20 protein-coding genes are annotated in these 20,127 nt (G+C 68.6%); 5 read left to right on the top strand and 15 right to left on the bottom strand.

Going from position 1 to position 20,127, the window contains the following annotated elements; translation table 11 throughout:
• Nucleotides 1–3 precede the first annotated feature (3 nt).
• The 6 genes from rdgB to clpS form a co-directional block, all read right to left on the bottom strand.
• Nucleotides 4–666, bottom strand: coding sequence for an RdgB/HAM1 family non-canonical purine NTP pyrophosphatase (gene rdgB / locus BLP88_RS13395; RefSeq protein WP_245679866.1), 663 nt, complete (start codon nt 664–666; stop codon nt 4–6).
• Nucleotides 663–1,421, bottom strand: coding sequence for a ribonuclease PH (gene rph / locus BLP88_RS13390; RefSeq protein ID WP_074589931.1), 759 nt, complete (start codon nt 1,419–1,421; stop codon nt 663–665). The genes rdgB and rph overlap by 4 nt, the downstream gene beginning before the upstream one ends.
• Before the next feature lie 51 nt (nt 1,422–1,472).
• Nucleotides 1,473–2,270, bottom strand: a complete 798-nt coding sequence (locus BLP88_RS13385; RefSeq protein ID WP_074589929.1) for an MBL fold metallo-hydrolase — start codon at nt 2,268–2,270, stop codon at nt 1,473–1,475.
• Nucleotides 2,267–3,280 carry a glutamate racemase gene (gene murI / locus BLP88_RS13380; protein ID WP_074589927.1) on the bottom strand — a complete coding sequence of 338 codons (1,014 nt, stop codon included), beginning with the start codon at nt 3,278–3,280 and terminating at the stop codon, nt 2,267–2,269. Before murI ends, BLP88_RS13385 begins: the two co-directional genes overlap by 4 nt.
• 108 nt (nt 3,281–3,388) lie before the next feature.
• Nucleotides 3,389–3,955, bottom strand: coding sequence for a DUF2017 domain-containing protein (locus BLP88_RS13375; RefSeq protein WP_074590020.1), 567 nt, complete (start codon nt 3,953–3,955; stop codon nt 3,389–3,391).
• On the bottom strand, nt 3,948–4,313 hold the full coding sequence (gene clpS, locus BLP88_RS13370; RefSeq protein ID WP_074589925.1) for an ATP-dependent Clp protease adapter ClpS: 366 nt from the start codon (nt 4,311–4,313) through the stop codon (nt 3,948–3,950). Before clpS ends, BLP88_RS13375 begins: the two co-directional genes overlap by 8 nt.
• Before the next feature lie 151 nt (nt 4,314–4,464).
• On the opposite strand from clpS, the gene BLP88_RS13365 reads away from it, so the two are divergent.
• The gene (locus BLP88_RS13365; RefSeq protein ID WP_074589923.1) at nt 4,465–5,793 is read left to right on the top strand and encodes a nicotinate phosphoribosyltransferase; all 1,329 of its coding nucleotides are present in this window, start codon (nt 4,465–4,467) and stop codon (nt 5,791–5,793) included.
• A 1-nt stretch (nt 5,794) separates the two neighbouring features.
• Nucleotides 5,795–6,415: an isochorismatase family protein gene (locus tag BLP88_RS13360; protein WP_074589922.1), complete on the top strand. Its 621-nt coding sequence runs from the start codon at nt 5,795–5,797 to the stop codon at nt 6,413–6,415.
• A gap of 32 nt (nt 6,416–6,447) precedes the next feature.
• Here the strand turns inward: BLP88_RS13360 and BLP88_RS13355 are convergent, their stop codons facing one another.
• The 7 genes from BLP88_RS13355 to BLP88_RS13325 form a co-directional block, all read right to left on the bottom strand.
• Entirely contained in the window at nt 6,448–8,226 is a 1,779-nt protein-coding gene (locus BLP88_RS13355; protein WP_074589920.1) for a DEAD/DEAH box helicase, read from the bottom strand.
• 284 nt (nt 8,227–8,510) lie between these two features.
• Nucleotides 8,511–8,828, bottom strand: a complete 318-nt coding sequence (locus tag BLP88_RS13350; protein ID WP_074589918.1) for a DUF3039 domain-containing protein — start codon at nt 8,826–8,828, stop codon at nt 8,511–8,513.
• Nucleotides 8,829–8,836: 8 nt separating this feature from the next.
• Complete coding sequence (gene nagB, locus BLP88_RS13345) at nt 8,837–9,619, bottom strand: glucosamine-6-phosphate deaminase (RefSeq protein ID WP_074589916.1); 783 nt, start codon at nt 9,617–9,619, stop codon at nt 8,837–8,839.
• A gap of 75 nt (nt 9,620–9,694) precedes the next feature.
• Nucleotides 9,695–11,266: a transporter gene (locus BLP88_RS13340; protein WP_074589915.1), complete on the bottom strand. Its 1,572-nt coding sequence runs from the start codon at nt 11,264–11,266 to the stop codon at nt 9,695–9,697.
• Entirely contained in the window at nt 11,248–12,126 is an 879-nt protein-coding gene (locus tag BLP88_RS13335) for an ATP-binding cassette domain-containing protein (protein WP_139163392.1), read from the bottom strand. Before BLP88_RS13335 ends, BLP88_RS13340 begins: the two co-directional genes overlap by 19 nt.
• Before the next feature lie 124 nt (nt 12,127–12,250).
• Nucleotides 12,251–13,246 (bottom strand): tetratricopeptide repeat protein, encoded by a 996-nt coding sequence (locus BLP88_RS13330; RefSeq protein WP_074589912.1) that lies wholly within the window; start codon nt 13,244–13,246, stop codon nt 12,251–12,253.
• 36 nt (nt 13,247–13,282) lie between these two features.
• A complete protein-coding gene (locus tag BLP88_RS13325) occupies nt 13,283–15,100 on the bottom strand; it encodes a DUF8094 domain-containing protein (protein WP_074589910.1) in 1,818 nt (605 codons plus the stop codon).
• 191 nt (nt 15,101–15,291) lie between these two features.
• Between BLP88_RS13325 and BLP88_RS13320 the strand changes: the two genes are divergently transcribed.
• Nucleotides 15,292–16,569 (top strand): AI-2E family transporter, encoded by a 1,278-nt coding sequence (locus tag BLP88_RS13320; protein ID WP_074589908.1) that lies wholly within the window; start codon nt 15,292–15,294, stop codon nt 16,567–16,569.
• A gap of 12 nt (nt 16,570–16,581) precedes the next feature.
• Here BLP88_RS13320 and BLP88_RS13315 read toward each other — a convergent pair whose 3' ends face one another.
• Nucleotides 16,582–17,379 carry an alpha/beta hydrolase gene (locus tag BLP88_RS13315; protein WP_074589907.1) on the bottom strand — a complete coding sequence of 266 codons (798 nt, stop codon included), beginning with the start codon at nt 17,377–17,379 and terminating at the stop codon, nt 16,582–16,584.
• A gap of 43 nt (nt 17,380–17,422) precedes the next feature.
• Complete coding sequence (locus tag BLP88_RS13310) at nt 17,423–17,755, bottom strand: ATP/GTP-binding protein (protein ID WP_074589905.1); 333 nt, start codon at nt 17,753–17,755, stop codon at nt 17,423–17,425.
• Between the two features lie 75 nt (nt 17,756–17,830).
• Between BLP88_RS13310 and nucS the strand changes: the two genes are divergently transcribed.
• Entirely contained in the window at nt 17,831–18,526 is a 696-nt protein-coding gene (gene nucS, locus BLP88_RS13305; RefSeq protein WP_074589904.1) for an endonuclease NucS, read from the top strand.
• A gap of 78 nt (nt 18,527–18,604) precedes the next feature.
• Nucleotides 18,605–19,849 (top strand): N-acetylglucosamine-6-phosphate deacetylase, encoded by a 1,245-nt coding sequence (locus BLP88_RS13300; RefSeq protein ID WP_074589902.1) that lies wholly within the window; start codon nt 18,605–18,607, stop codon nt 19,847–19,849.
• Nucleotides 19,850–20,127: the final 278 nt, after the last annotated feature.

Below are 20,127 nucleotides of genomic sequence, written 5' to 3'. Positions count from 1 at the left end.
GCCCTAGCTCAATGCGTCAATAATGGCCGGCAGCAGGGCCCGGAAGGCGTGGCCGCGGTGGCTGATGGCGTTCTTTTCCTCGGAGCTTAGCTCCGCGCAGCTACGGTCCATGCCGCTGGGCTGCAGGATCGGGTCATAGCCGAATCCGCCCTCGCCGCGCGGTGCACGCAGCAGGGTGCCTTCCAGCTGGCCGTATTCCACCACCTCGCGGGCACTGCCGCCGTCCCCCGGGATGGCGAGCGCAGCGGCGCAGATGAAGGCAGCGCCCCGGTGGCTGTCCGGCACGTCGGAAAGCTGCGCCAGCAGCAGCTGCAGGTTCGCGGCGTCGTCACCGTGCCGTCCGGACCAGCGCGCGGAGAAGATCCCCGGCGCGCCGCCCAGCACGTCCACGGCCAGGCCGGAATCGTCGGCGATGGCCACCAGCCCGGTTGCTTCGGCCACGGCCCGGGCCTTCAGCAGCGAGTTCTCGGCGAACGTCACGCCGTCTTCGACGACGTCGGGGGCACCCGCCGCGGCGGCGTCCACTACCTGGGTATCGACGTCGAGCCCGGGGACCTGGCCGCGGAGCAGTTCCCGCAGTTCCCGCAGCTTGCCCTGGTTGTGGGTGGCGAGCACCAGGCGGGGCAGCCGCTCCGTCCCGGCGTGCCCGTCGGAACCGGCGCTCACGGGGCCTCCGCCAGGGTCTCGCGCTGGATGGCTGCCAGTTGCTCGGTGCCAAGCAGTGCGAGGTCCAGCAAGGCGTTGAGTTCGTCGCGGTCGAAGGGCGCGCCTTCCGCTGTGCCCTGGACTTCCACGAACTTGCCGGAACCTGTGACCACCACGTTCATGTCGGTCTCGGCGCGGACGTCCTCCACGTAGGGCAGGTCCAGCATCGGCACGCCGTCGATGATGCCCACGGACACCGCCGCGATGGTGTCCGTCAACGGCTGGGAGGAGGCCGGGATGATCTTGTTTTCCCGGGCGAAGCGGATGGCCTCGGCGAGCGCCACGTAGGCACCGGTGATCGCGGCGGTGCGGGTGCCGCCGTCGGCCTGCAGCACGTCGCAGTCCAGCACGATCGTGTTTTCGCCCAGGGCCTTGGTGTCGATGATGGAACGCAGCGAGCGGCCGATCAGGCGGGAGATTTCGTGGGTGCGGCCGCCGATCTTGCCCTTGACGGACTCGCGGTCGGAGCGGGTGTTCGTGGCGCGCGGCAGCATCGCGTACTCTGCCGTCACCCAGCCGCGGCCTTCGCCCTTGAGCCAGCGCGGCACGCCCTCGGTCAGGGAAGCCGTGCACAGGACCCTGGTGTTGCCGAATTCAATCAGCGCGGAGCCCTCGGCCTGCTTGGACCATCCGCGGGTGATGCTGATGGGCCTCAACTGGTCGGCAGTGCGTCCGTCGGCGCGGATCACGGGGGCAGTGGTGGCTTCTGAAGTCATGCTTCCAGCTTAGCGTTCGGGCCCTGCCCCGATGACCGCGGCGGCGCGGGATCAGACGGTGTAGTGCACCCCGGCGACGGCGACCGCGACGTCCCCGGCGAACTCCGGTTTCGCTTCGGCGAGCACGGCGGTCTGCGAGGTCCACACCGGGATGTGGGTCAGCAGCAGGCGGCGCGCCCCGGCGGCCGTGGCGGCCTGACCGGCACGCTTGCCGGTGAGGTGCACATCCTTGATCCCGTCGTCGCGGCCTTCCTCAAAGGCGGCCTCGCAGAGGAAGAGGTCTGCGCCGCGGGCGGCGTCCTCCAGGCCCTGGCAGCTGTCGGTGTCCCCCGAGTAGGTCAGCACCCGGGTGACCGGCGTGCCGTCCTTGTCCGGTTCGGTGACCTCCACGCGCAGGGCGTAGGCCTCCTCCACCGGGTGGTTCACGGCGAACGGGGTGATGGTGAACGGACCCACCTTGACCGGCACGCGCTCGGCCCAGTTGCTGAAGTCGAATTCCTCATGCATGCCCGGGTCCAGGTCCAGGCCGTAGGCGGTGGCCATGCGGTCGGCCGTGGCGGCGGGCCCCCAAACCGGGATCCGGTCCCGGCCCCAGCCGCCCGGCTTCCACCGCACGGCGACGTGCAGGCCGCACAGGTCCATGCAGTGGTCCGGGTGCAGGTGGGTCAGGAAGATCGCGTCGATGTCCTCGAGGTCGGTGTAACGCTGGATGGCGCCGAGCGCCCCGCTGCCCAGGTCCATGACGATCTTCCACTGCCGGTCGCCGTCCTGCGCCGTGAGCAGGTAGCACGACGCCGGCGAGCCGGGTCCGGGGAAGGAACCGGTACAGCCCACGATGGTCAGCTTCACCGGGAACCTCCCGGTTCCGCGCCGGCCTGGGCCTCCACGAAGTTGGAGGTGCGGCGTGCGCCTCCGACGCGGGCCGCTGCCAGCATTTCCGGGGTGATCCGGGCCAGGCTGCCGGTGGGGTACTGGGCCGCCACGTGGTCCACGTGCCGGACCGAGAGGACCTCCGGGCCCAGGAAGCGGCGCGCCAGGGTTTCGAACTGCGCGGCATCGCCGGTGGCCATGAAGTCGTGGGTGGGGGCTTCCGCGCCGTTGCGCTGGATCCCATGCGTGGCCAGGGCGCGGTACACATCCTTGGCGGTCTCTTCGGCGCTGGACACAAGGGTGACGTCTTCGCCCATCACATAGGAAATGACGCCGGTCAGCAGGGGGTAGTGCGTGCAGCCGAGGACCACAGTGTCCACGCCGGCCTGCCTGAGCGGTTCCAGGTAGCTCCCGGCCGCCGCCAGCAGTTCCGGACCCGTGGTGATGCCCGCTTCGACAAAGCTGACGAACTCCGGGCAGGCCACCGAGGTGATCGCCAGGTCCGGGGCTGCGGCGAAGGTGTCCTCGTAGGCGCGCGAACCCACCGTGGCGGAGGTCCCGATCACCCCGATCCGGCCGTTCCGGGTGGCCGCGACCGCACGGCGGACCGCTGGCTGGATGACCTCGATGACCGGGATGCCGTAGCGGGCGGTGTAGCGTTCGCGGGCGTCGCGCAGCACAGCGGCCGACGCCGAGTTGCAGGCGATGGTGAGGAGCTTGACGCCGGAGTCCACCAGTTCGTCCATGACGCCCAGTGCGTTGGCCCGCACCTCTGCGATCGGAAGCGGTCCGTAGGGGCCGTTGGCGGTGTCGCCGACGTAGAGGATGGATTCGTTGGGCAGCTGGTCGATGATGGACCGTGCCACGGTGAGGCCGCCGACCCCGGAGTCAAAGACGCCGATGGGACGTGACGCCACCGCGTCCCCGCCCGCGGAGTGCTGCCGGTGATCCCCTGCCGGAGCGTTTGCCGTGCCCGATGCTGAATTCATAATTCTCCGAGAATAAAGCACAGCCACTAAGCGCAGCCATGCGTTGCGACGTGCGACTCATGTCTGCTTCGTCACAGGAACGGCCCAAAGCGGACTGGGCGCAGGTGCTCAGGAACGGCGGTCCATCGCTGCCACCATCGACTGCACGAGCGATTCCTGCAGCCAGGTGGTGAAGTTGTAGACGAGGGCGAGGTAGCTTTCGACGTCCTCGGCCTGGGACCAGTCCTGCATGGCATGGACATGGTCGGCATCAGCTTCGTCACGGATGTCCAGGCGCTCTGCGAGCACCAGCCGGATGTCGTTCAGCGCCATGGACCAGAGCCTGGCCTCGTCCTGGGTGAGCGTGAGTTCCTTGCGGTCAAGGCCCATGGCCGCGGCGCGCAGGGCGCCGATCTTGCTCTCCCGCAGCGAGCGTTCGGTGAGCTGGCGGAACTCCAGCGAGCCGGCGTCGTCGTCCTTCATGACGTTGGGAAGCAGGCGCAACAGGGCCCGGTCGGTGGGTGCCTGCACGTCCAGGTCCAGTCCCACGAGGGCGGCGAGCGGGTCCTGGTCCGCGGCTTCGCGGGGCTCGAGCATAGAAACGACGTCGTCGATCAGCCCGCGAAGCAACTCGCGTTCGGCCGGTTCCAGGTATCCCGTGATGCCCTTGAGGCCGTACTTAAAGGCCTTAGCCACGCGCACCGCCCTTGCCCGTTCCGGCGCTGCTCGCCTTCTCGACGGTCGCCCACAGCCCGTAGCCGTGCATGGCAACGGCGTGCTGTTCGACCTGTTCCTTCGCTCCGTGGGCCACGATCGAGCGGCCCTTGCGGTGCACTTCGAGCATGAGCTTGTTGGCCTTCGCCTCGGGATAGCCGAAGTAGCTCTGGAACACGAAACTGACGTAGCTCATCAGGTTGACGGGATCGTTCCAGACCACCAGGTTCCAGGGGATGTCCGGCGCCACGAGGACGGCGGTGGAACTCTGCTCTGCAGTTTCCGTCCGTTCCTCGACATCGACGCCGATGGCAGTGCCTGCGGCAACGGTTGTGGTCATCTGTCCATTCTATGGCGTGGGCCCACGCCGGCGAGGGCCCCGCGTCGAAGCGAAGCGAGACGTGGGAGCGGGTGGGTGGGCCCACGCCGGCGAGGGCCCCGCGTCGAAGCGAAGCGAGACGTGGGAGCCGGTGGGGACGTAGAGTGAAGCCGTGAGTAGATCCACCGCCTGGGACCATCCCTGCACTTCGCTTTTCACCGACCACTACGAACTGACGATGCTCCAGGCAGCCCTGCATTCGGGCGCCGCGCACCGCCGTTCGGTGTTTGAGGCGTTTGCGCGCCGCCTGCCGGACGGGCGCCGCTACGGCATCGTCGCCGGCACCGGCCGCCTGCTCGAAGGCATCCAGAACTTCCGTTTCGGCGAGGACGAACTGGCGTTCCTCGAACGGAACCACGTGGTGAACCGCGAGACCCTCGACTACCTGGCGAACTACCGCTTCAGCGGCGACGTGTGGGGCTACCCCGAGGGCGAGGCCTACTTCCCGCATTCCCCCGTTCTCATCGTGGAGTCGACGTTCGCCGAGGCGTGCATCCTGGAGACCTACATCCTCTCGGTGCTGAACCATGACACCGCGATCGCCTCGGCCGCCTCCCGGATGACCAGTGCGGCCGGCGGCCGCCCGTGCATCGAAATGGGCTCCCGGCGCACCCATGAGGAATCGGCGACGGCGGCAGCCCGGGCCGCGGTGATCGCCGGGTTCGGCAGCACCTCCAACCTCGAGGCCGGCCGCCGCTTCGGCCTGAAGACCGTGGGCACTGCGGCCCATTCCTTCACCCTGCTGCATGACAGCGAGCGTGACGCCTTCGCCGCCCAGATCGAGGCATTCGGACCGGAAACGACGCTCCTGGTCGATACCTACGACGTCGAGACCGCGGTGCGGACCGCCGTCGAACTCGCCGGCGACAAGCTCGGCGCGGTGCGCCTGGACTCAGGCGACCTCGTCACCCAGGCACAGTGGGTCCGCGAACTGCTGGATAACCTGGGCAACACCGGCACCCGGATCGTGGTCACCTCCGACCTGGACGAGTACGCCATCGCTGCCCTCCAATCCGCACCGGTCGATGCCTACGGCGTCGGCACCTCGCTGGTCACCGGCTCCGGGGCACCGACCGCCAGCATGGTCTACAAGCTGGTCAGCCGCAGCAACGACGCCGGTGAATTCGTGCCGGTGGCGAAAGCGGCCAAGAACAAGGCCAGCGTGGGCGGGCGCAAGTACGCGCTGCGCAAGCTCAACGAGCACGGCACCGCCACCCAGGAACTGGTGGGAATCGGGCATCCGCCCGAGGACGACGGCAACGACCGCCAACTGCTGCAGCAATTCATCAAGAACGGCGAACTCCTGCCCGGCTGGACCGGCCAGGAGGGCGTCATCCGCGCCCGCGAACGGCATGACGCAGCCATGGCGGAGCTGCCCTCCGTGGTGCGCCGCCTGCAGCGCGGCGAACCCGCGATCCCCACGGTCTACGAGGAGGACTGACATGGCCAGGGCCCTGATCATCGTCGATGTCCAGAACGATTTCTGCGAAGGCGGGTCCCTTGCCGTGACGGGCGGCGCGGCGGTGGCCGCCGCCATCAGCGACTACCTCGACGCCCGGCACCAGCATTTCGACCACGTCGTGGCCACCCAGGACTGGCACATCGAACCCGGCAGCCACTTTTCCGACGACCCGGACATGGTGGACAGCTGGCCCCCGCATTGCCGCGCGGGAACCAAGGGTGCCGAACTGCACCCGGACCTGGACAGCGAATACGTCCAGGCCTACTTCCGGAAGGGCCAGTTCGCAGCCGCCTATTCCGGCTTCGAGGGTGTCCTCGCCCCGGAGGATGAAGTCCCCACTGGCGAACAGCTCCCCGGCGTGACGGCGGCCGACCCGGAGGATGCCATCGGCCTGGACGACTGGCTGCAGAGCCACGACGTCGAGGAGCTCGTCGTGGTGGGCATCGCCACCGACTACTGCGTCAGGGCCACGGCGCTGGACGCCGTCCAGGCCGGCTACGCGGTCACCGTGATCGGCGAACTCACCGCGGGGATCGCCGAGGACCTCAGCAGCACCTACGCCGAACTGGAGGAGAACGGCGTCGAGCTCGAAGAGGCTTAGCCCACGGCTCCGGTTGCCGGGCGCCCGCGGCGCTACTTGCGTCCGATGAACCAGTCCTGCAGCTTGCGCAGGCGGGCCTGCAGCTGCTGTTCATTGGCCTGGGCCACGGCGGGGCCGCCACACAGTTCGCGCAGCTTGTTGTGCACCACGCCGTGCGGCGTGCCCGTCCGCGCGGACCAGGCGGCCACGTTCTTCGCCAGCTCGTTGCGCAGGTCCGTCAGCATGCGGTGGTCCGGAACCGTTCCCGCGGCGGCCGCCGCCAGCGGGGACTGCCGCTTCTTCCGCGACTGCTGGTCATGCTGGCGCTGGCGCAGCAGCGTGCCCACCTGTTCGGCGTCGAGCAGGCCCGGGATCCCCAGGAAGTCCAGTTCGTCTTCGGAGCCGATGTCCGCTCCGGTGCCGAACTCGCCGCCGTCGAAGAGTACCCGGTCGAAGGAAGCCTGGGAATCCAGCGCCTCGAACTTGCCCTTCTCGAGGGTGTCCGAGGCCTTCTCCTCGCGGTTGGCCTCGGCCATCAGGGACTCTTCGGGGTTGTACAGGCCGTCCGGGTCCTCTTTCTCCGGACGGTCAAGCGCGTGGTCCCGCTCGGCTTCCATCGAGTTCGCCAGCACCATCAGGGGCGGCACGGACGGCAGGAACACCGACGCCGTCTCGCCGCGTTTGCGGGCACGCACAAAGCGGCCAACGGCCTGGGCGAAGAACAGGGGCGTGGATGTGGACGTTGCATAGACACCGACCGAAAGCCTCGGCACGTCCACGCCTTCGGACACCATGCGCACGGCGACCATCCAGCGCTTGTCCCCTTCGGAGAATTCCTCGATCTTGCTGGAGGCCTTCGAATCGTCGGAGAGGATCACCGTGGGCGACTGGCCCGTGATCTTCTTCAGTTGGCCGGCATAGGCCCGGGCGTCCTCGTGGTCGGTGGCGATGACCAGGCCGCCGGCGTCGGGCACCGTGCGGCGGACTTCGCTCAGGCGCTTGTCAGCGGCCGCGAGCACGGCCGGAATCCACTCTCCGGCCGGATTGAGCGCAGTACGCCAGGCCTGCGAGGTGATGTCCTTGGTCACCGCGGCCTCACCGAGCGAGGCCGCCATTTCGTCGCCGGCGCTGGTCCGCCAGCGCATCTGTCCGGAATAGGCCATGAACAGCACCGGGCGGACCACGTGGTCCCGCAGGGCGTTGCCGTAGCCGTAGGTGTAGTCGGCCTTCGAACGGCGGATGCCGTCACGGTCCTCGGCGTACTCAACGAACGGGATCGGCGAGGTGTCGGAACGGAACGGAGTACCGGTCAAGGCCAGACGCCGGGTGGCCGGGTCGAAGGCTTCGCGCAGTCCGTCGCCCCAGGACAGCGCCTCGCCGCCGTGGTGGATCTCATCGAGGATCACCAGGGTCCGGGCCGCCTCGGTCTTCGCCCGGTGCAGCATGGGCTTGCTGGCCACCTGCGCGTACGTCACGGCGACGCCGATGAAGCCGCGGCCGTGCTGGCCGTCGGAGTTCTTGAAGTTCGGGTCGATTGCGATGCCGACGCGGGCGGCCGCGTCAGCCCACTGCCGCTTGAGGTGGTCCGTGGGGGCCACGATCGTCACCCTGTTGACGGCGCCGCTGTCAATCAGCATCGAGGCGATGCGCAGCGCGAAGGTGGTCTTGCCTGCACCGGGAGTTGCCACGGCCAGGAAGTCGCGCGGGCTGTTCCGCAGGTAGAGGTCCAGGGCTTCCTGCTGCCAGGCACGCAGCTTCGGGGCGGTACCCCAGGCGGCACGCTCGGGATAGGCCGGTGGCAGGGAAGGTCCGCCGAATAGCGTCTCCGTCATGCGCCGGCCCCCTGCCCGGCCGGCTGCCCTTCCGCGGGCCGGGCAGGCCGAGCCGCGGCGGCAACTGATCGGGTCGGGTCGGCCGTATCTGGGTCGGCACGGTTCGGTTCGGCGCTGTTCAGCACCTGCCAGCTAAGCACAAAAACACCAATCTGTTCCGGGTCTGTTCCGGGCGTGCCGGATCGCACGGACCGCCGGGTCGGGCGGTTCGGGTCAAGCGGCAAGGAAAGGGGCCGGCGCGAGGTGGCGCCGGCCCTGGGATACGTCAGGGGCGACGGGCCCGCTTAGCGGGAGTCGCCGTCGTCGCCGGGGCGCAGGCCCTCGTAGATCTTCTTGCATTCGGGGCAGACGGGGAACTTCTGCGGGTCGCGGCCGGGAGTCCAGACCTTTCCGCACAGGGCGATCACCGGTTCGCCGGTCAGCGCCGACTCCATGATCTTTTCCTTGCGGACGTAGTGGGAGAAACGCTCCCGGTCGCCGGGTTCCACTTCCTGGCGCGTTTCCTCGCGCTCAATGGTGGCCGTGGAGGCACCGGCTCCGGAAAGCTCGCGCATTGGATCGTTCTCGAAGGGGTCCGGAGGCAGGGTCGTCATGCCAACCATCTTAGCCGCTAGAGGCCCTGCCACCCGGGCTTGCTCTCGAAGGTGTGGCGGTAGTAGTCCGCCAGCCGGAGGGAGGAGGCCGCGGCTTCGTCGATCAGGACGGTTGCGTGCGGATGCAGCTGGAGCACGGACGCGGCGCAGATCGCGGCCACCGGGCCTTCCACGAAGTCGCGTACTGCCTGGGCCTTCCGGGCCCCGGTGGCGATCAGGATCACGTGGCGGGCGTCCATGATGGTGCCCAGGCCCTGGGTGACCACGTGGTGCGGCACGTCGTCGATGCTGCGGAAGAAGCGGGCATTGTCCTTGCGGGTCTGCTCGATGAGCGTCTTGATGCGGGTCCGGGACGCCAGGGAGGAGCCGGGCTCGTTGAAGCCGATGTGCCCGTCCGTGCCGACGCCGAGGAGTTGCAGGTCCACACCGCCGCGCTCCCGGATGGCGTCCTCGTATGCCTGGCAGGCGGCCGGCAGGTCCTCCGCCGTTCCGTCCGGGCTGTGGACATTGGCCGGATCGATGTTCACGCGGTCCGTGAATTCCCTGCGAATGACCTCGCGGTAGGACTCGGGATGGCCGGGTTCAAGGCCGACGTACTCATCCAGGGCGAACGCGTGGGCGCGGCTGAAGTCCAGCCCTTCCTCGTGGTGGCGGCGGCTCAACTCATCGTAGACCGGCAGCGGCGAGGAACCGGTGGCCAGGCCGAGGACCGCGTCCGGCTTGGCCCGAAGGAGCGTTTCGATGGCATCGGCCGCTAACCTGCCGATCTGCCTGGTGCCCGGCAGGATGACAACTTCCATCGTTCACGGCCTTTCTACTCTGGCGCCCGCCCCGCACGGGGCGTCTTCCTTGAGGCTATGCCATGCAGGACGTTTTCAGCGGTTGTCGGCGAGCTGCGCGAACATTTCCGGGCCGCGACGGTCCAGCCAGCGTCCGCCGAGCCTGATTCCGGCCACGAAGAAACCCACCCCGAACACCGGTCCGGCCGCCAGGCCGATCCATGAAAACGCCGCCTGGCCTGTCACGGCCTGGGTAACCACCATCGCGATCTCCGGCAGGAGCAACACCGCCATGACGCCCATTCCCGCGAACTGGACCAACAGGGTCTGGGCGGTGTTTCCCGGCGGCTTCTTGAACGGGCTCTCGCCGGGAGCAGGAACCGCGCTGGTCCACCGGGCGGAGACCACCGATGCCAGGCCCAGGCCCGTGAACAGTGTGCCGAGGGAACTGCCGAGGATGTTGGGCAGCCACTCCCAGCGGCCGGTCGCGGCAGCAGAGCCGACGGCGAACAGCAGCACCAGCGGCAGCGCGAAGGACAGGCAGGCGAGGGCCCGGCCGAGGCGGTCGTCCCGGCCCCGGACCCCTGTGGCCAGATGGAGCGCAAAAGCTGTGTTGTCGTAGGAGACGTCGGCCGAGATGGACCAGGCCAGCAGGAACGCCGTCATCGGAGCCACCACGATCAGCAGGTCCTGGTTGCCGTTCTGGGAGCCGATGAAGTAGAACAGCACAGGCAACAGCGGCACCACCACCAGCGAGCCGGCGTAGCGCGGGTCGCGCATCCAGTAGGTCAGGGACCGCGCCGCCACCGCCCCGGCAGGCGTTGCGGGAAATATCCCGAACAGTCCTGCCTTTCCGGCCTTCCCGCTGCCGCCGCCAGCGTAGGCCGGGGTGACCATGGCCCGTCCCAGCAGCAGGTACCAGGCGCTGCCCAGGACAGCCAGGCTGGCCAGGGCGATCAGCAGTTTCACCCCCGCGGCCGCGGCGTTCCCGGCGTCGAGCTCCCCGCCAAGGGACCAGGCGGCACCCAGCGGGGTCCACGAAACCACCGCGGCCAGCTCCGGAAGATAGTCCCGGCTGTCTCCGACGCCGCCGACCACAGCCGTCACGATTGGCCCGGCCAGCACCAGGGGAATGACGAAGAGAATGCTGCTGATGTCCTTGAAACGGCGGGAAGACAACAGGCTCGACACCGCCGTCGTCACCACCTTGGACGCCACCACGCAGCTCAGCACGCCGAGCACCGCACCGACCAGGGCACCGGCGGCCGGCACGAAACCGCGGGACCAGGTTGCCACGGTGCCCAGGGCTGCGATGAGTGTGGCAATCCCCGGCAGGCCCAGCAGCCCGGCCAGGGCAAGGCCCGGGAGCAGGTCCCGGATCGGGATGGCGGAGGTGGCGAAGCGGCTCGGATCCAGGGTGAGGTCAGCGGCGGAGGTCACGAGCGGTATCACCGCCCAGCCCGTTACGGCCAGCGCCCCGCCGAGCACGACGACGGTCTGCGCGGTCTGCGGATCGGCCCACCGCAGTGCCACGAGTCCGACGACGGCGGACAGCACGAGGCCCGCCGCATAAAGCGCGCCGGCCACGATGCCGACGATCTGCCAGGGGCTGCGCCGGAAACCGTTCAGCAGCAGGCGCCATTTCAGGCTCAGAAGGTGCGCAACCATTCCAGCCCCTCCGCACGTGTGCCGCCGCCCACCAGCGCGACGAAACGCTCTTCCAGCGTTGCCCCGGCGCGCACTTCCTCCACCGTCCCGGCGGCCAGCACCCTGCCGGCGGCCACCACCGCCACGTGGTCGCACATGCGCTGGACCAGGTCCATGACGTGGCTGGAGACGATCACGGTGCCGCCGGAAGCGACGTATTGTTCGAGGATGCCCCTGATGTTCGCGGCGGACACCGGGTCCACGGATTCGAAGGGTTCATCGAGCACCAGCAGCCGGGGTGCATGGATCAGGGCGGAGGCCAGGGCGATCTTCTTGCGCATGCCCGCCGAATAGTCCACCACCAGGGTTCCGGCGTCCTTCGAGAGGTCCAGGGCAGCAAGCAGCTCACCGGCCCGCGACTGCACCACAGCTCGGTCCATGCCGCGCAGCAACCCGGCGTAGCTGAGCAGTTGCTCTCCGCTCAGCCGGTCAAACAGGCGCACCCCGTCGGGCAGGATGCCCATGAGCTTCTTGGCCTCAAGCGGGCGGGCCCAGACGTCCACGCCGTGGATGAAGGCCGTGCCGTAGTCCGGCCGCAGCAGTCCCGTGGCCATGGACAGGAGGGTGGTCTTGCCGGCCCCGTTCGGGCCCACGACGCCGTAGAAGGAGCCCGCGGGCACGTCCAGGCTGATGCCGTTGACGGCGATTTTGTCACCGAAGCGCTTTGCCAGGCCCCGCAGCGCCAAGGCCGGGACGGCAGGCGAAGGGTATCCGGCAGGGCCGGGGTGTTCAGTGGGGCCGGGGTGCGGACCCGTAACGGGGTACGGAGCAGCGCCGGGGTGCGGCTCGGGGGCAGGGTATCCGGGAGACGGGACGCTCATGCTGCCAGCGTAACGCCCGCCGATTTCCGGCGGGATCATCCGGCAGGACGAACTCCGGCAGACGCCGGACGGCGGGGCTCATCCAAAGGGAGGAGCCGCCGCCGTCGTCAGGAAAACGCCCTGCTCAGAAGAGCACGCGGGCAAGGCCCTGCCGGGCTTTGGCCACCCGTTCGTCGGCGACGCCGACGACGTCGAACAGTTCCAGCAGCCGCACGCGTGCGGTCTCCCGCTCGGGGCCGAAATTGCGTCCGATGAACGCGATGATGCGGTTGAAGGCGTCGTCGATGTGTCCGCCGGAGACGTCGAGATCGGCGATGGCCAACTGCGCGTCGACATTGTCAGGCTCCTGCGCGGCCTGCTGGCGCAGTGCCTCGGCCTGGGGAGCCGAAATGGCTTCCAGCCGCTGCATCAGTTCCACCTGGGCCAGGCCGGCCTTCGCCTCCCGGTCCGCAGGCTGTTCGGCGAGGGCCTGCCGGTAGGCCTGGGCGGCCGCCGTGTAGTCACCGGCCTCGATCGCATCGAAGGCTGCCTGATGCAGGGGCGGCACCGGCGCTTCCTGCGGCGCCGCGGCGTCACCCCGGACGCTGCCCGTGACGCCGTTTTCCGCAGCCACCTTCAGCAGTTCGTCCAGCAGCGCCCGGATTTCGTGGTCCGCCGCGGGCCCCTGGAACAACGGCAGGGGCCGGCCCTTCAGGACCGCGACGGCGGTGGGAACGGCTTCGATGCGGAAGGCATCCGCCAGTTGCGGGAAGGCCTCGATGTCGGCGGCGGCGAGGACAATCCGGCCGTCGTAGCTGTCGACCACGGCCTCAAGGCTCTGCAGGAGGGTGCCGGACTCGGGCGAATAACGGGCCCAGAGCAGGAACAGCACCGGAATCCGCGCCGAAAGCTCCACGAGGTCCTGGAAATTCGCCTCATTCGCATCTACCCGGAGGGGGCGCCGGGCGCCCTCTGCTGCGTCCTGGGGTCCACCGTCCGGCACTGCCGCGCCGTTGCCCTGCGCCGGCGGCGCGGGCGGCGGGGCGGCAGGGCGCCGGAGTGCGGAAAGGTCGACGGCGCCGCGGAGGTTGAGCTGGCTGGCGGCGGCCGGGGAAACGGGTCGTGATCCTGGCGAACTCATAGTGTCCACTCTATCCGTTTCGCCGGCCGCCACTGCCTACTTGAAGCTGGCGGCCACCAGTCCGCGGAAGGCGGCCACAAGCTTCATGGGGTCGCTGGATCCTGCCGGCGGAACGTAGATGGCCACGGACTCGGCGAAGGTCTGGGACAGGCCCGTCTTCGTCGATTCCCCGCCGGCCAGCACCGCCGCCGCCTTGTCGGCGATCAGGGTGTCGCCTTCGGCCTTGGGAGTTGTGGTGAACCCGAAGTCCAGCCGGCCCAGCACCAGAGCGCCGCCGTCGGAGGTACGGAAGACCGTCGTGTCGGCGGCAACCGGGGAGTGCGTGAACTTGAAGGTTCCGCTGCTTCCGGCTTTGACGGCGTCAGCCTGGTAGTCCAGGACATCGGCGATGTACGGCGAGCCTGTGCCTTCGACCAGCTTGGTCTTGAATGCCGAGTTCGACTTTGTGAGGCGGTCCGCCAAGGCTGCCATCGCCTCGTTGCCGCTGTAGAGCAGCCCTGTCTTGTCACCGGCAGCTGCCTGCTTGGTGCCGCCGAGCGGGATGGCCGGGAAGGACGTGCCCGGCTGGAGCGGTGCCGTGGCGAGCAGCTTGTAGTTCTCCCGCGGAGCCGACTGGCTCAGGGTCAGCACCTGGGGCACCACGTTTCCGTCGCCCTGGGTCACGGCGACGACGGTGCGCGGCCAGGTGCGCTGGTTGGTCACGACGCTGCCCAGCAGCTTGCCGGCGCGCACGGGCATGCGTGCCTGGTGGCTCGCCACCTTGGCGCGGATCTTGTAGTTCTGCGTCCGGACCAGCAGTTCGGTGCCGCCGACGCGGCTCTTCAGCTTCGCGGCGTCACGGGCGGCGTCGCCGGCCGAGACTGCGTTGGCGACCTGTTCCAGGATCCGCTTGAGCTGGGCGTCGACCAGTACGGGCACGTCCTGGTCTGCCGGGGCGTCCTGCGATGCCGCAGGTGAGGGGGTTTCGGCGGCCTGGGCCGCCGTCACCGAGGTGCCCGCAAGTGCGGCGGAGACGACGCCTGCCAGCAGAACGCGCAGGGCGGTGGAGCCGCCCTTCTCCTTCGGACGCTGGCCCTGGCCTGCCTGGCGCTGGCTTGCCTGGTCCTTGCTTGCCTGGTCCTTGCTTGCTTGGTCAGTGAACGGCGCCGGGGTTGCGGTGGCTGCGGCCTGCGGGGCAGTTTGCCCCGCGGCGCTGCTGCCGCCGCCGTTGCCGCCGGAGCGGCCGTTCCCGCCGTTGCGGGCGCCCAGGAGGCCGCGAAGCACGGGCAGTGCCACACCCGCGGCGATGAGGACGGCGCCGAAGAGGATGAGCGGAACGGCCCAGGGCATCGCGGTGTCGTTCGGGTAGGTCACGGAGATCGACGCCGGCGCGGGTTTGGTGCCGTCACTGGCCAGCAGGAGCGCCCACTCGCCGTCGGCCGGCGGGTTCCACGTGTAGTCAAGCTGACCACTGGCGCTTTCCGTCTCGACCCACAGGTCCGAGCCGGCCGGCGCGGGCGCCGTGGCTTCACCGGCCGTGTTGCTGACCTGAAGCGACTTGCCGTCTTCCGAGATCCCGCTCACGGTGTTGTGGGCGGTCTTGCCTACCCAGCCGTCGACGTCGTCGGGCCGTCCGACAGCCAGGACGAAGTTGCCTTCGCCCTGGATGGTGATCCGGCTCGGCCCGCCTTTGTGGTCCAGGAGGCTTTGCTCGATCACTGTCAATGGCGCGGCCTTGGTGTCGCCGGGAGCGGACACGGTCACGGTGTCGGCAGGAGCCCAGAAGGTCAGCTGGCCGATGCCGGCCAGCAGTACCAGCAGGCCCAGCAGGGCCAGGGTTGCTGCAGTCTTCAATCGCACAGGAATACCAATCATCAGCGGTCGTTGAGCTTTAAGGGTAACCGTTTTGTTACCAGGAGGCCGGTTCGGGGGCCTGGGCCGCCACCCCCGGATTCCGCTCCGTGGCGCGCCAAAACCCCAGATTCAGGCTGCTGGTAGGGTGACGAACAACATTGGAATCGGCTTGCCCACGGGGCCGTCCGGAACGCAAAGGCAGTAGAAGCACAGTGAATGAGCAGAAGTCTCCGACGCCCCCCGAGCCGGCCGCGGAAGCCGACGGAGCCACCGAAGCGGTACACGCCCGGAGGCCCAGGGTAGGCGTCTTCGCCGTGGTCGCCCGCAGGCTCCGGCAGCCCATCCCCGGTGCCCAGCCGCGCGTGCGCTTCGAGATGCCTCCGGAGCTCGAGGGCGGCGATGACGCCGCGCCCGGGCACGGCGATGCCCGTTTCGGTTCGCCGGGCCCGCGGATGTCCGCACAGCACCCGCTGTATCTCGGGTTCATGGGGACTGCCGGCGTCGGCGTCGCGCTGCTCCTCTTCTACATCGGCACGCACACGGCCCAGCTCCTGTTGTGGATCGTGACCGCCCTCTTTATCGCCCTGGGACTGGATCCGGTGGTCCGCTGGCTTGAAAGCCAGAAGGTTCCGCGCCCGGCGGGCATCCTGCTCTCCGTCGGCGTGCTGGCCGCGGCCGTCGCCGGCTTCTTCGCCACCCTGATCCCCACCATCGTGGAACAGGTGACGGAAATCGTCCGCCAGGCACCCACGTGGATCCGGGATTTCCTGGACTCCGAGTTCTTCCGGACCCTGGACAGCCAGTTCGGCGTGCGGGACAGGATCAGCGAGGAAGTGGACAAGTTCGTCAAGAACCCCGACGCCATGGGCGGAATCTTCGGCGGCGTGGTCGGCTTCGGTTCCACGGTTGCCAACAGCCTCTTCGGGGCGCTGATCGTGCTCGTCCTCAGCCTCTATTTCCTGGGCGCCCTGCCGGCGATGAAGAAGTGGGCCTACCGCCTGGCGCCGCGGTCCCGGCGTCCCCGGGTCGAGGCCCTCTCGGAAGAGATCACCCGGTCCGTGGGTAACTATGTGATCGGCCAGGCCTGCGTGGCCCTGCTCAACGCGCTGTTCGCCTTCATCGTCATGACCATCCTCGGCGTCCCGTTCAGCGTCCTGCTCTCGTTCGTGGTCGCGCTGCTCGCCTTCATTCCGCTGGTCGGTGGCATGATCGCGGCCGTCGTGGTGATCCTGGTGGCGCTCACCGTCGGATGGCAAACCGCGCTGATCTATGCGATCTGCTACTTCGCCTACCTGCAGTTCGAGGCCTACTTCATCTCGCCGCGCATCATGCAGCGCGCCGTCGCAGTCCCCGGCGCCGTCGCCGTCATCTCGGTGATCGCGGGCGGGAGCCTGCTGGGCGTGCTCGGCGCGCTCATCGCGATCCCCACCGCCGCCGCGATCATGCTGCTGATCAAGGAAGTCTTCATCGTCCGCCAGGACCGCCACTGACGCTGGGGGCGGTCAGGCCGCCGTCGCGAACGGCCCCGCCCACTCCCGCGGCAGGCCGTCGGCGCCGGCACCCGCTTCGGTGACGTCGTCGACGATTTCGTCCAGGACGCGGGCGGCGTACTTCTCCCCCACCCACAGGTGCTTGGCGCCGTCGACCCCCAGCAGCCGGGCCTGCGGCACGAGGCTGAAGCGCTCCGCCGCCTCGGCAGGCTGGAGGAAGTCATCGTGCTCGGGCACCAGCACGGTCAGCGGCTTGCCGGAGGCGGCCCATTCCTTCAGGTGGACATCCGTGGCGCGGTGCAACGGCGGCGAAAGCAGGATGGCGCCTTCAACCGCGGACGCCACCGGTTCCACCGCCCCGTACATGAGCGCCAGTTCCGTACCGAAGGACCAACCCACCAGCCAGCGGTTCGGCAGTCCGCGATCGACGGCGAAACGCACCGCCGCCTCGACGTCGTACCGCTCGCCGATGCCCTCTTCGAAGCTGCCCTGGCTGGTGCCCCGCAGCGAGTGCGTACCCCGGGTGTTGAAGCGGAGCACAGCGACGCCGGCCAGCGCCGGGAGCCGGTAGGAGGCCTTCCGGTAGACATGTGAATCCATGAAGCCGCCGTGGGTGGGCAGCGGATGCAGGGTGATGAGGGTGGCCGTGATTTCCCCCGACTCCGGAAGTGCCAGCTCCCCCACCAGGACCTTGCCGTCTTCTGTGGTGATTTCGATGTTCTCGCGGCGGGCGGGCAGCACGGTAGATGCGCGGATGGCCACGGGAGCGCCGGGCTGGGTAAACACGAAGGAAGCAGGGTCGAAAGTCATGCTTCCAAGGGTATCCCGCTACCCGGGAAGCGGCCCCCGCGCCTCAGCGGTAGCGGTAGGTGCGGCCGGTCCAGCACTTGTTGTGCCAGTGCCGGCGCTCGGAGAGGCCCGCGGCGTCGCCAAGCAGATGGCTGGCCGACCACACCACAAGGTGCGCGGTTCCCGGGAGGATTGCCATCGAGCAGCCGGGGCAGACGTAGTTCTTCTCGGCGTTCTTCGCGGTCATCGTACGGACGTACCAGTCGCCGTCGGGAGCGTTCTCCCGCCTGGCAATCCCGGCCCGGGCCCGTTCCAGATCCAGTTCCGGAGTTTCGGCACCCCGGGTCCACTTCGAATTCGCGGAGCCGGCACGGCGGGGTCGGTTGGATCGGGGCATGGCTCCATTCTGCCCCAGCGACGCCCGGCACGCGGCAACGCGTCGCGGGCGGTAACAGGCAGTAAAGTTGAGCGGGTGCGACTCGTCATAGCCCGCTGCTCAGTTGATTACGTCGGCCGTCTCAAGGCCCACCTCCCCCTGGCCACCCGGCTCCTGCTGGTGAAGGCCGACGGTTCCGTGCTGGTCCATTCGGATGGCGGTTCCTACAAGCCGCTGAACTGGATGAGCCCGCCGGCCACCCTGCGCGTCACCTCGCCGGAGGAGACCGAGGTCGAGGAAGGCGTCGTGGAGCAGTGGACCGTGCAGTCGGCCAAGACCGACGACCGCCTCATCATCAACATCTACGAGCAGTTGCACGACACCTCCCACGAACTGGGCACCGACCCCGGCCTGATCAAGGACGGCGTGGAGGCCGACCTCCAGCGCCTGCTGGCCGAGCAGATCGAGACTCTAGGCACCGGCTATTCGCTCATCCGGCGGGAATACTTCACCGCGATCGGCCCGGTGGACATCCTGGCACGTGACGCCGACGGCGGCACAGTGGCCGTCGAGCTCAAGCGCCGCGGCGACATCGACGGCGTGGAGCAACTCACCCGCTACCTCGAACTGCTCAACCGGGATCCGCTCCTGGCGCCCGTCCGCGGGATTTTCGCGGCCCAGCAGATCAAACCGCAGGCGAAGGTCCTCGCGAACGATCGCGGGATCGACTGCGTGACGCTGGATTACGATGCGATGCGCGGCGTGGACGATAGTGAGTCCCGGCTCTTCTGATCGCCCCTGATTGAAATATTTTATTTCCAATCAACAGCAGTCATCTTGGCGGCTTGCTCCGGCCCATAGAATCTAGGCATGACAGACCCGCGCCTGCCTTCGGCCATGCCCACGCCCGCCCGCCATCTCATCAGCGGAACCATCGTCAGTGACCGGACTGTCATCGAGAACGGCTTGGTGGCAGTGGAGGGCGACCGCATCGCCTTTGCCGGCCCGGTGGGGGACTTCGACGAGAACGCCTTCGAAGGCTTCGCGGGCCTGCCGCGCGCCGAGCTCCCGGCCGAGCGCTACATCCTTCCGGGGTTCATCGATGTGCATTGCCACGGCGGGAATGGCGGCGACTTCCCCGGCGGTGACGAGGAGTCGGCTCGCAGGGCGATCGATTTCCTGCACCGTTCAGGGACCACCACCCTTCTGGCGAGCATGGTCACCGCCTCCCGCGAGGATTTGCTGCGGGGCATCGGGCTCTATGTGCGCCTGACGGAGGAAGGGCTGCTCGCCGGCATCCACCTCGAGGGCCCCTTCCTGTCGCACGCCCGCTGCGGCGCCCAGAATCCCGCCTACCTCGTGGAGCCCGACCTCGGACTGATGACCGAGCTCATCGAGGCGGCCGAGGGCAAGCTGGCCACAATGACGTACGCGCCCGAACTGCCGGGTGCGGCAGCACTGGTGGACCTGATGACCTCGCACGGCGTGACGCCGTCCCTGGGGCACAGCGACTGCGACGACGCCACTGCCGCCGCGTCGCTGGCCGCCGCCCGGGAGGGCCTGGAGTCGGCAGGGTTCGACGGCGTCAGTTCGCTTCCCACGGTGACCCACCTGTTCAACGGGATGCCTCCCCTGCACCACCGCTCCCCCGGCCCTGTCGCGGCGTGCCTGCGCGCCGCGCAGGCGGGCAAGGCCGTTGTGGAATTGATCGCCGACGGCACGCATCTGGACGCGGCCACGGTGGCCACTGTCTTCCAGTTGGTCGGTGCCCCCAACATCCTGCTGGTGACCGACTCGATGGCAGCCGCCGGACTGTCCGACGGCCACTACATGCTGGGACCGTCCCCGGTCACTGTCAGCGGCGGCGTCGCCACGCTGGACGCTACAGGCTCCATTGCCGGCGGCACCGCCACCATGCTCGACGTCGTACGCCGGACGGTGGCGGCCGGCGTCGGGCTCGCTGACGCCGTCTACTCCGCAACCGCGGTGCCGGCCGCGGTGCTTGGCCTGTCGGATGAAGTGGGCGGGATCCGGCGGGGTCTGCGGGCCGACCTGGTGATCGTGGATGGCGGCCTTGAACCGGCCGCGGTTCTGCGCCAAGGGAGCTGGCTTTAGCCCGCCCGCGCAATGGCCCGGCCTATTACCTTATTTTTAGGAAAATGGCGTTACCTTCTTTTTACTTAAATTTTTCCGGAATTCCTTGGCAGACCGTTGACCTGCACTAATGGCCATGAAAGTGTTGTAGCAGTCTTTGTGTAGGTGTGATTCATGCTCGCAAGACGTGTTGCGAGCTTGAAGCTCCTGCAATGCAAGCCAGGCAATGTCCGGGCGGAATTCAGGTCTTCTCGCGGAGTGACTAAAGCGCGGCACGCGGTGTGCCGGACTTGAAAAGA

Source organism: Arthrobacter cupressi (genome assembly GCF_900099975.1).
Taxonomy (GTDB): Bacteria; Actinomycetota; Actinomycetes; order Actinomycetales; family Micrococcaceae; genus Arthrobacter; species Arthrobacter cupressi.
The sequence above is the reverse complement of the archived record's forward strand: the minus strand, read 5'-3'. Positions and strand labels throughout refer to the sequence as shown.

Bases quoted from the DNA above. Each gene is read 5' to 3' on its own strand.
- BLP88_RS13360 (WP_074589922.1), top strand. From the start codon at position 5,795: ATGGCCAGGGCCCTGATCATCGTCGATGTCCAGAACGATTTCTGCGAA.
- BLP88_RS13335 (WP_139163392.1), bottom strand. From the start codon at position 12,126: ATGAGCGTCCCGTCTCCCGGATACCCTGCCCCCGAGCCGCACCCCGGC.
- BLP88_RS13310 (WP_074589905.1), bottom strand. From the start codon at position 17,755: ATGCCCCGATCCAACCGACCCCGCCGTGCCGGCTCCGCGAATTCGAAG.
- BLP88_RS13315 (WP_074589907.1), bottom strand. From the start codon at position 17,379: ATGACTTTCGACCCTGCTTCCTTCGTGTTTACCCAGCCCGGCGCTCCC.
- nagB (WP_074589916.1), bottom strand. From the start codon at position 9,619: ATGGAAGTTGTCATCCTGCCGGGCACCAGGCAGATCGGCAGGTTAGCG.
- BLP88_RS13330 (WP_074589912.1), bottom strand. From the start codon at position 13,246: ATGAGTTCGCCAGGATCACGACCCGTTTCCCCGGCCGCCGCCAGCCAG.
- murI (WP_074589927.1), bottom strand. From the start codon at position 3,280: ATGAATTCAGCATCGGGCACGGCAAACGCTCCGGCAGGGGATCACCGG.
- BLP88_RS13300 (WP_074589902.1), top strand. From the start codon at position 18,605: ATGACAGACCCGCGCCTGCCTTCGGCCATGCCCACGCCCGCCCGCCAT.
- BLP88_RS13350 (WP_074589918.1), bottom strand. From the start codon at position 8,828: ATGGTTGGCATGACGACCCTGCCTCCGGACCCCTTCGAGAACGATCCA.
- rph (WP_074589931.1), bottom strand. From the start codon at position 1,421: ATGACTTCAGAAGCCACCACTGCCCCCGTGATCCGCGCCGACGGACGC.
- BLP88_RS13325 (WP_074589910.1), bottom strand. From the start codon at position 15,100: ATGATTGGTATTCCTGTGCGATTGAAGACTGCAGCAACCCTGGCCCTG.
- BLP88_RS13340 (WP_074589915.1), bottom strand. From the start codon at position 11,266: ATGGTTGCGCACCTTCTGAGCCTGAAATGGCGCCTGCTGCTGAACGGT.
- clpS (WP_074589925.1), bottom strand. From the start codon at position 4,313: ATGACCACAACCGTTGCCGCAGGCACTGCCATCGGCGTCGATGTCGAG.
- BLP88_RS13355 (WP_074589920.1), bottom strand. From the start codon at position 8,226: ATGACGGAGACGCTATTCGGCGGACCTTCCCTGCCACCGGCCTATCCC.